This window comes from Pseudomonas japonica, assembly GCF_900188455.1.
Lineage (GTDB): Bacteria > Pseudomonadota > Gammaproteobacteria > Pseudomonadales > Pseudomonadaceae > Aquipseudomonas > Aquipseudomonas japonica.
In genome coordinates this window covers 333,230-342,016 of record NZ_FZOL01000003.1, presented here as the reverse complement: position 1 = coordinate 342,016, position 8,787 = coordinate 333,230, and the positions used below count along the sequence as shown (strand labels likewise).

Annotated in this window: 7 protein-coding genes and 1 pseudogene; 1 reads left to right on the top strand and 7 read right to left on the bottom strand. The window is 50.4% G+C overall.

The genetic code is table 11. The features are described from left to right. Both CHB99_RS06365 and CHB99_RS06360 read right to left on the bottom strand, forming a co-directional pair. Positions 1-221: pseudogene (locus tag CHB99_RS06365) on the bottom strand (hypothetical protein); the annotation flags it as partial. 78 nt (positions 222-299) lie between these two features. Further along, positions 300-704, bottom strand: a complete 405-nt coding sequence (locus CHB99_RS06360) for a DUF6957 family protein (RefSeq protein WP_042126174.1) — start codon at positions 702-704, stop codon at positions 300-302. A 787-nt stretch (positions 705-1,491) separates the two neighbouring features. Between CHB99_RS06360 and CHB99_RS06350 the strand changes: the two genes are divergently transcribed. Continuing rightward, positions 1,492-1,974 carry a helix-turn-helix domain-containing protein gene (locus CHB99_RS06350; protein ID WP_042126176.1) on the top strand — a complete coding sequence of 161 codons (483 nt, stop codon included), beginning with the start codon at positions 1,492-1,494 and terminating at the stop codon, positions 1,972-1,974. Positions 1,975-2,431: 457 nt separating this feature from the next. On the opposite strand, the gene CHB99_RS29445 is transcribed toward CHB99_RS06350, so the two are convergent. The 5 genes from CHB99_RS29445 to CHB99_RS06330 form a co-directional block, all read right to left on the bottom strand. After that, the gene (locus CHB99_RS29445) at positions 2,432-2,857 is read right to left on the bottom strand and encodes a hypothetical protein (RefSeq protein WP_141137256.1); all 426 of its coding nucleotides are present in this window, start codon (positions 2,855-2,857) and stop codon (positions 2,432-2,434) included. A gap of 90 nt (positions 2,858-2,947) precedes the next feature. Further along, complete coding sequence (locus CHB99_RS06345; RefSeq protein WP_089266442.1) at positions 2,948-3,334, bottom strand: hypothetical protein; 387 nt, start codon at positions 3,332-3,334, stop codon at positions 2,948-2,950. A gap of 241 nt (positions 3,335-3,575) precedes the next feature. Next, the gene (locus tag CHB99_RS06340; protein ID WP_084702781.1) at positions 3,576-5,444 is read right to left on the bottom strand and encodes a TniQ family protein; all 1,869 of its coding nucleotides are present in this window, start codon (positions 5,442-5,444) and stop codon (positions 3,576-3,578) included. 86 nt (positions 5,445-5,530) lie between these two features. Beyond that, positions 5,531-6,616 carry a TniB family NTP-binding protein gene (locus tag CHB99_RS06335; RefSeq protein ID WP_042126181.1) on the bottom strand — a complete coding sequence of 362 codons (1,086 nt, stop codon included), beginning with the start codon at positions 6,614-6,616 and terminating at the stop codon, positions 5,531-5,533. Further along, complete coding sequence (locus CHB99_RS06330) at positions 6,617-8,431, bottom strand: DDE-type integrase/transposase/recombinase (RefSeq protein WP_042126183.1); 1,815 nt, start codon at positions 8,429-8,431, stop codon at positions 6,617-6,619. Between the last annotated feature and the right edge of the window lie 356 nt (positions 8,432-8,787).

The following is an 8,787-nucleotide window of genomic DNA, read 5'->3' as shown; positions in this document are numbered from 1 at the left end:
GTGGCCTTGTTCTTCATCTTGTCCTTATTCTTGGTGAAGATGCCGTACAGGGTCACACGCTCTCCTGCCTCGAGCTCTTCGTAAATTTTTCCCGGCAGTAGAACCTCCGGTAGCACCTCCCCGTCTATCACGATCCGGGCAGTGACTGCTCCCGGCTCGGTAGCGGTGACGCGTGGTTTATCGATCACTCCCGTGACCTGACGGCAATCAAATTTGATCAAAATGTGCTCCTGCAATTTTATGAGCGCGCAGCCGACCTCACCGCCTCGAAGGCAGCGTATGTCGATGTGCGAAGTCAGCTACGCGCGGAACGAAAAAACAGTACTAAATGCGGCCTGCTTCCTTAATCCGTCACCCAGCAATAGGTAGACGGTACCTCTTGTTTCAAACATGCACGGGTGGTAATGCGAAAATCCAAAATTGGTGCGCACCCAGTGGCCAGCCGGGAAGCGCTGTCGGCTGTCCTGGACGACCTCATGTGCATAAACAACCTTGGGCAGGATCCCCATGGATGACAGCTTCTGATACTCATATTGGGTGAGCTGCAAGTCGGCGATAATCCAATGCTTCACAAGGCAGAAAGGCTTCCCAGGCAAAGCCTGCTCGGCGCTACGGATGAGTTCTTCCTCGGTACCTAACCACCCTTCTACTGGCTCTCCGCTCCCGTAGAAGAACTGTGTGATCTCATCTAACGTCGCAGCCATGCAACCTCCAAGCTTGGATATGGCACTTGTGGGAGATGTGAGGCAAATCGGCAGCGCACCATGTGCAACGATGATCGATCGGGTCGTGCCCTAGGGTCGATGTCTCGGCGCCCCGCCTTAACTCTGCGGCGGCTAACACTGACGTTGCCACAATCAGGTCTGATCACTGGTGAAAACAAGCCCAGAATCGGTTACGAATTCGTAGATGGGGGCGTGCTCACTTCCGTCTTGCATTCGTATTTCCAACAAGGCAGCCATCGAGCAGCCACGTTGACGTAAAGCCCGCGGAGGTATCACGTAAATTTGATGCACGTCCAACAAAGCCGGAGAACCACCGTACCAAAGTGACTTTACGGTTGCGACGTCACTCACCAGGTGCGTCGTTGGGCCGACGGCTCCGCCATCAAACCCTACGCCTTCAATCAAGAAAGTGAAGCTGCATCTACTGAGGTCGACGGAGTTCCAATACAAGACGTCAGAATCGCCAAGCTTGAACCGTCCCTGCAGCTCCTCGCTGTTTGTCAAAAACACATGTTTTCCTAGCATTGCTGGTCGCTTGAGGGCTGACCCTATCAATGGGATAGCCAACACACGACGGTCACTGGAGGCCGTACTCTCGACCCGAATCGCCATTTTTTGCCAATCATTGGCGGGAGTCAGCTGTCGCTGGCCTCAAATTCCACGTGCATTGCGGCCCTATGGACGAGCCTGCTATGCACACGGAGAACTATATGTCATGGCGTGCATAGGATCAATATGGCCTTATCCTCACTTTTGAGGATTCGACATGGTTTCGAGAGAGTCGCTCGCAGCAGTCCTGCGTCTCGCGCGCGCCAGTCGCGAGATGTCCCGTGATCAACTGTACGCCCAGAGCAAGATCGAGCCTCGCCACCTGCAGCGGCTGGAAAACGCCAGAACTGGCGTGACGCTGGAGATGCTGGGCAATATCGCTGAAGCACTATCCTTCGACCCGATGGCTTTGCTTATGGTCGCCTCAAGCTACGACGCACAGTTGCCCATGGGGGAGCGTCATGCGGCACTGAAGAAAGAAATTCAAAAGCTGGAGGCTCTAGGAATCGTTGCGGACATGCCAAAACATTTCTCAGGAGGAAAGCTAGTTGGAGAAAGAGCGGGCTGGAGACTTCCGGATAACATCGCCCAGAACGCGTTACTCTGTCGCGATCAAGGCTTGAGTCAAAGTGAGACTGCGAGGAAACTCGGAATCCACCAGACGACTGTTGGTAGAATATGGCGCAAGAGTAAAGCCTAATGATGAATCGAGAAATTACGACATATTTTTGGGAGGGGGGGTGGCTTTTAGCCTCTCTTATTCATTGAGTGCGCTCCCTTGACTGAGTTTGCCCGATCAGTCTGCGAGTTTGGTCGGAGCGCCAAGTAGAAGTCTACGTGGTGATTTTTCATTTCCCCGGGATACGTCATCGCAACTTTTGTCATCTTGCCCTCATCCAGACGCTACCGTCGAAAGCTTTGAGCTCGATTACACAAAATGTAAAGTTGCGATATATTCTTGATAGGCAATACTAGGTAGTTGTCTAGAGCATTTCACAGATATTGACAACAATTGAAAGCCTATAAATATCAGAGGCTTGCGCAAAACCCTGAGGCCAGCCAAGAAAATGATCGGTGAAAAATGACGTTTTCACTTAAAAGCGCCCATATCTACAATTGCGAGAATCTTCAATAGGTTGCAATTATCCGATCAATAGTCAGGTATTACATCTCCACTGCTCGACTGCTTCAACCCCGTACGTCTCCTGCCAAAGCTTCAGAACCTTATTCTTACTGCTTCGTAGCGAGATGATCTCTCCAGTGTGCGGATTTCGATAGCTCTTCTCTTTGCGAGTCACCGCTTTTACGAAGCTGGTAGTTTGTGAATTCAAGCTAACCGAAATACCATTTTTACCGTGACCTTTGAACGGGCGTTGTTGAGAAGAAGTATGAGATAGAGATTCTCCATTTAGAATTTTTCGAATGTCTTCTAACGTATAATCGTAAGCCGTCAGCAGATGAGTGACTTCACTGAGGAACAGGTATTTATAGCCAGCCTGGAGAGCTAGCGCAGACCCATCCATGACCTCCTTGAGCCCTTCAAGATACTCTTTAGTCTTGGGTCGTAAAATAACAGACGCCACTCTCACCTCCTCTCACTCCCAATCACTACATTGACTCGTCACTCAAACCTATAGCTATCAATAGGTATCGCAGCCGGTAATGACGAGTATCTAGGCGCTCTCCTCCACTTCATGCTTGTGATTCGCTAATCCAGTATCTAAGACTTTTCGCAGTGCGGTCTGTCCTATCTCACCAGTGCATGCAAATTTGAAAAGGTTTTCCAAGGAGTTAGATAGAGATTCCGAAACCTGCTTCTGACGAGCCTCCCATTGTTCATCAGAGATTTGAGCGCTATCACTTAATATAATGGCGCGCGCCTCCTCGGCACTAAAGCCGTATCGATCAGCAATCGCATAAAATTTCTCAAAGAAGTCTCTCGCCCTCGTAGACTCGATACGCTCCCGCAGAGAGTTAAGCTCTTCGTTCTGCTGAGCAAGCCTCTGCTTCGCCTCGGCCAACTCTCGCTCTAAATCCTTACGAGTCAATAACTTAGTCATGGCCGCCAAACCTCGTACCGTACCTTTCGAAGCAAGTATAGCTGACATTTTTTACCCAATAAAGGTCTACGCCCGAATATAAACTGGCTCAGCCATGAAGTCACGAATAGTTAAAATCCGATTACGACCATGCTCTCCAAGGAGCTTACAGTGTTCGATTTCTCTATTTTTAGTTTGTGCAAGAGGCGCCAAAATACGGCGCAGTAGCCGGAGTGAACATACATCCGTTTTATGACTAAAATTACTTGCGATTCGACTTGTATTCGAAAATCCAACCAATTTGTAAAAGATCATCGAAGGGCAAATCTCGCTGTGCAGTACATTTTATTTCTGCCCAATGCTCGGGCAAGAACATTGTGGCCGCAGCATAAGAAATTTCGGAGCGGCATGCTGGGAAAGCTTCCCTGGTGATTCCCAACACACTTTGGAGGAAAGCTGCCTCCGACTGCTTGATCATGTCATAGGCGATGCCGACTAGGAGGTAGGCTGTCAGGGTTTGCCGGGGGCTCGCGGTCAGATAGTGCCCATGAAAATCTTCTGGATTCCGATGACTGGTATAGTAGACATGGATCAAATCTCGCGAGTTGAAATACGTTCTGGCGAATCCGCCTGGGGATCTTTTTGCAATTGGCTCGTGCAATAGGACGTTTAGTACAAACCTCGCTCCGGCGGGCGAAAGTCCACGATAATGGCCCGTGAGCACTTGCGTTATCATCCAGTTTTGAACCCGCAAAATTAATAGCCCCACCTTGCGCTCTTGCATCAATAACTTTTCTTCAGAAAGCGCCGCACTTACCAATCTTCTTTTAAGTCTGAAAAGTGGCGACAGGACGTATTCACTGTAAGCCTCCCAAGCCTTGAAAAAAGAATCAGGGCTGGGATGCTGTAGAACAGAGAGTATTACGGGTATTTCGTGTTTGTCACACACGCAATATCCGTATTGCCGCCACGTTTTTCGCCATGAAGGAAGCCTCCCACAGGCTACGTCATCAGCCAAGCATTGGGGGCAATATGCGAGTAGATAATGGCTAGGAAAAACTCTGGAATCGTACAGCCGAAATGTTCTGGCGAGGGTTGAAATACGGAGCGCTTTCGGTAATACATTCTTTGCCGCGATATCTGACACACGATCTACATCCCTTCCTCCGTACAACCTCGCAGCTTGCCGACAGCCATCCAATTCTGTAGCGGTTACCGATAAGACATTCTTGGTGAACGCGTTGCGCATGAGCCACGAGGAAAAGACCTCATCATTTACGGGCTGACAGAAACCGCGAAACCAAGTCTTTTTCCGAGGCGCATGGGAGGGTGCCATTTCAGAGCGTGGGCCCACCAGGCACCGAATATGCCTCATGGTCACGCCGATCAAGCCCTCTGAAAGCTGGTGCAGCTCCAGCGGCAGGGACTCGGGTATCTCAGGGGATCCGGTCAAGCTTTCAACAGTGTCGGTTACAAAATCAATGTAAGACGCGCCGTATGGCATTCTCTTGATTTGCGCCCTCGAGTAAGAAATTTCTTCAATATCCAGGCCCTCAGCCAGGGCGTCGCAGCATAGGGTTGTCGCACATAAGAAAACAAATTTTGAAATCCCTGAGTGAATAAATTCGGCGATTTTGGTCACCGCTGGCGATGCATTGCTGTAAGGACGCCTCATGTACGATTGCACGTCATTCACGACGGTCACCTGGATTTGGCGTAGCTTGAACGTGGCGCTGTAGATGGTCTCAATCTGGGACTTCTGACTCGCCATCATCTGAGGGGGCAGCCCCAGAGCTTCTACAAGCCCATGGATGAAAGTCGCGTTTGGCTGGGAAGGCAGTTCTGGCAGCTCCAACACATGGATACCTCGCCGGCACAGTCTCCGGGATATCTGATGAGTCAATGCGCTCATACCGCAACCAGCATCGCCAGAAAGCAGGATCACCTGGGTGCCAGCATGGGACTGCAGGTCTATGTTCGCGGGCTGGCTCGGCACTGGTTGCATTTCTGCAGATTGTTGTGTTGCATGATGTGTTGCCAATTGCATGTGAGATATATGGACGATCTTTAGGCACCGCTGCAGCACCAACTCATTGTCCGACGAACTGATCCAGCGCGGAAAATGCCCCATCTTGCCTCCAGACACGCGTTTAGACGCGAAACATAGGCTGGCCTAGGCCAGTCTATTTGGTGAGAGGGAAGTGTTCTTGCAGAGCCTCAGGGTGCCTCCCCATCATGGCTTGGTTCAGGCTGAATTGGCTCATCCGGTTCGTTAGAGTTGGTGGAGTTGGTGTCTTCTGCGGTGCTCTTGGATATGCAAGTTTTGGCAGCCTTCTTCGCGCACTTTTGTTTACCGGATTTAGCGCGATGCGGCTTCAGGTTAGCCTGAGTGCTCTCCGAAGGCCCACCTCCGATATCTGCCTCTAGGATGATATCTTCCTCGCTCAACTGGCCGAGGAACTCCGCATGCATCGCCTCAAACAGCTCCTGCGTAATGCACTCCTGACCATTGCGGATGGCCTCAATAGCACAAGCACGCAGCAAATCCGTGATCGCCCTAGTGTTTCCCCGCAGCCTGACGACCGTAGCCATGAAATGTACACCGTCGACGATGGACTCTTTTTTGAGAGGAAGATGGCTGACAAAACCAGTGAGAAAGCTCGCCAGTAATTCGCTGTCCGACTTCCAATCCTCCATTGTCACCCTACGGATCGTGAAACGGCTCGTGAGTTGGTCATCTGGGGCGAGTACCCGGAAGAGCTTCTTGATGCCAATCAGAATAATCGTGAGCCCGTAGTCGCCGTTGGAAAACGATCTGAGGGCCGTGAGATTTGCCTCTCCTCGCCTGGCACTGACCGCACGCCCAATATCGTGCGACTCATCAAACACCACACCAACGATCTTCTTATCACGAATCAAGCGGCACGCCTCCTTAACGTTATCGTAAGTGACGTAGGGATTTCGTGGAGTTTTGACCACCCCCAGCGCGCGATGAAGGATGGCGCGGAGATCCATGTCTTCCGCATAGTTGGCTAGGTCGATATACAGAACTTTGCCATGCGGGGAGTCCTCGAAAACCTCTGCAATTTTTTTGCCCAAAGTGGTTTTGCCAGCGCCCGGCGGGCCCACGATAACAAGACCGATGTTGCTGTCTGAACGTTCGGCGGCTATCAGATCTGAAACCATATCGTAGGTCTTGATGATTTCAGGCGTAACCATGAAAATCCTTCGACGACACGCCAGAATGCGCTCCTCGTCAGACTTGTCCATGAACTGGCGGGCCCCCTCGCTGAGATGGTTCATCTAGCTCTCCCCGAGCATCGCTGATGCCCGCTTGGTGAAATCACGCTTCTGGTAGGTGGGCCGGGCCTGCTGTGGCCGCTCACTGCGTGAGTGATACTCCGTGTCGATCAGTCCCGCCTCCTGTGCGCGCCGGTACTTCGTTTCGTTCAGGGCATGCCCTTCGTTGAGCATTTGCGTGGCTTTGATACCCTCGGGGCTAAGATGGCCCTGTTGATCAAGAAGCTTTTGCTGAAGTAAGAACTCGGTCATCGTGCGCGGAAGTATGTCCTTGTCGACTGCGTCAAGTTCGATCCATTTATCCTTGGCCGACAAATAGGCCCATATCATTCGAATATTTAACGCATCGGGTTTTACAAGGAGCTTCCGGCGAGTGTGATCTTGGGCCTCGCCAATGTCGTACTGAATACCGCGATACTCTACGTAGCAATTAGTACACGTCACTGAGCGCTCAGGTAATACTTCAAGCGAAAAGCGTTTCGGGTTAAAAATCGCTTCCGGCAGCAGCATCCGACCATTCGCATCGGTGTAGTATTCTCTCCAACGCCTAGCTGGAGACTTGCCCTTGTAATCTGCAGTTTCGTTATGTTGGCAAATTGCCTTGGTCAGCTCAATCAAGAACTCCCGGTAAGTCATCACCGAGTCTTTAGCCGGATCAAAGTCTCGCGTACGCCTCGGGTGGGAACAGGTCGTGCCACGCTGCAAATGGATGAATTTTGTATTTAGCGCTCCAAAGGTTCTTTCAACCTTCCCACCTGCCTGTTTCGACTGCCGGAAAGACACCTTCATAGCCCATTTCCTGCAAGCACGCCTGAAGTTCTTGGAGCGAAACTCTTTAGCATTGTCTGTAAAAATCTTCTCTGGCTTTCCATAATATGGATAGATGAGTCCACCCAGGCCAAGCTTCTCCATGAATTCGATTTTAGGCATTAGTGCATGCAATAGTAGATTCGAAACTGTTCTTGAGCTTGGAGCATCGAAAGAAAGGTGAAACCCTACAATGACACCGGTGTAGGAGCAGACAGCTAATGACAGATATGGTCTTCCGATAGGCTTGCCATCAGTTTCCGACCGCAAGAAAATGTCGGCTAGTGTGTGATCAAGCTGAAGTTCTTGTAGGGGACGAGTGAGTCGGCGATTCTTGCGGCGGACATACATGTCATCCGCAGTGTACTTGCCCTCTCTGCGAGCAGTCCTATCCGCTGGATCGATGTCCAATATCCGCTTACGCATGGCCGACAGAGACGGACAGAGTATCTCGCGATTATAGCACTCGGCCTGGAGCTTTGAATGAATATAGCTAAGCGTCCATTCCTTTAACGCGTACTTGTTGTAGCAATATAGAATGGCGTCCTCTTGATCTTCGGACAATAGAGTGCTGCCCTTTTTGCGCCCCTTTGAGTTAACGACCATGGACGCTACGCCAACAGACTCGTCAAACTGTCCCAGTAACGTATAGAAGGTGCTGCGACCAATTTTCAGCTCGGCGCAGACTGCTTCTTTCGTCTTTAGATCGCCGTCCTCGAACCTTTTGAACGCATTGAATCGCACTTGAGCAAGAGCGTATTGCTCATCAGTAATAGGATCATCCGTCACATCATTATCGGCATCTCCAGCGCGCTCCTTGACGTCCTTCTGCATTTTCAGGATGTCACTGGCAGTAACCTGTATCAGGTTGTTAACATCAACACTCATCGTTGCATCTGTTGACACTGAGCGAACCTTGACTAGATTTCGATCGCGATCAACTACCTTCTCAACCTTGTAGAGATCGGTGTCGGGGCCTTTTTGAGTGACCAGGCTGCCTAGTTCGATCATTTGAAAGCGCTCCCGCGTGGCTGATGGGGCGTCCAAAGGTTGATCTGGGTGCAGGATGTAAGATGTTCAACCCTGTCGGGGATGACGTACTCCCGGATGAAATGACCTGTGATGGCCAGTAGATCGAGGGTTGAAGGCTCTCCAGATTTCATGACCGTTCCCATGATCACATGGAAATCGTAGGTATAGCTGTACTTTGGCGAAAATCAATATTTTCAAAATAAATTTATGTTATCTTTCTGATTTATATGAATAATTTTATTATATTGGAAATTTTCTTACGCTGGATTTTTCTGCTGAAAATCCAGCGTAAGAAAACTTTAGACCTAGGAAGCTTCTTGCTTTCAGAGAGTTAA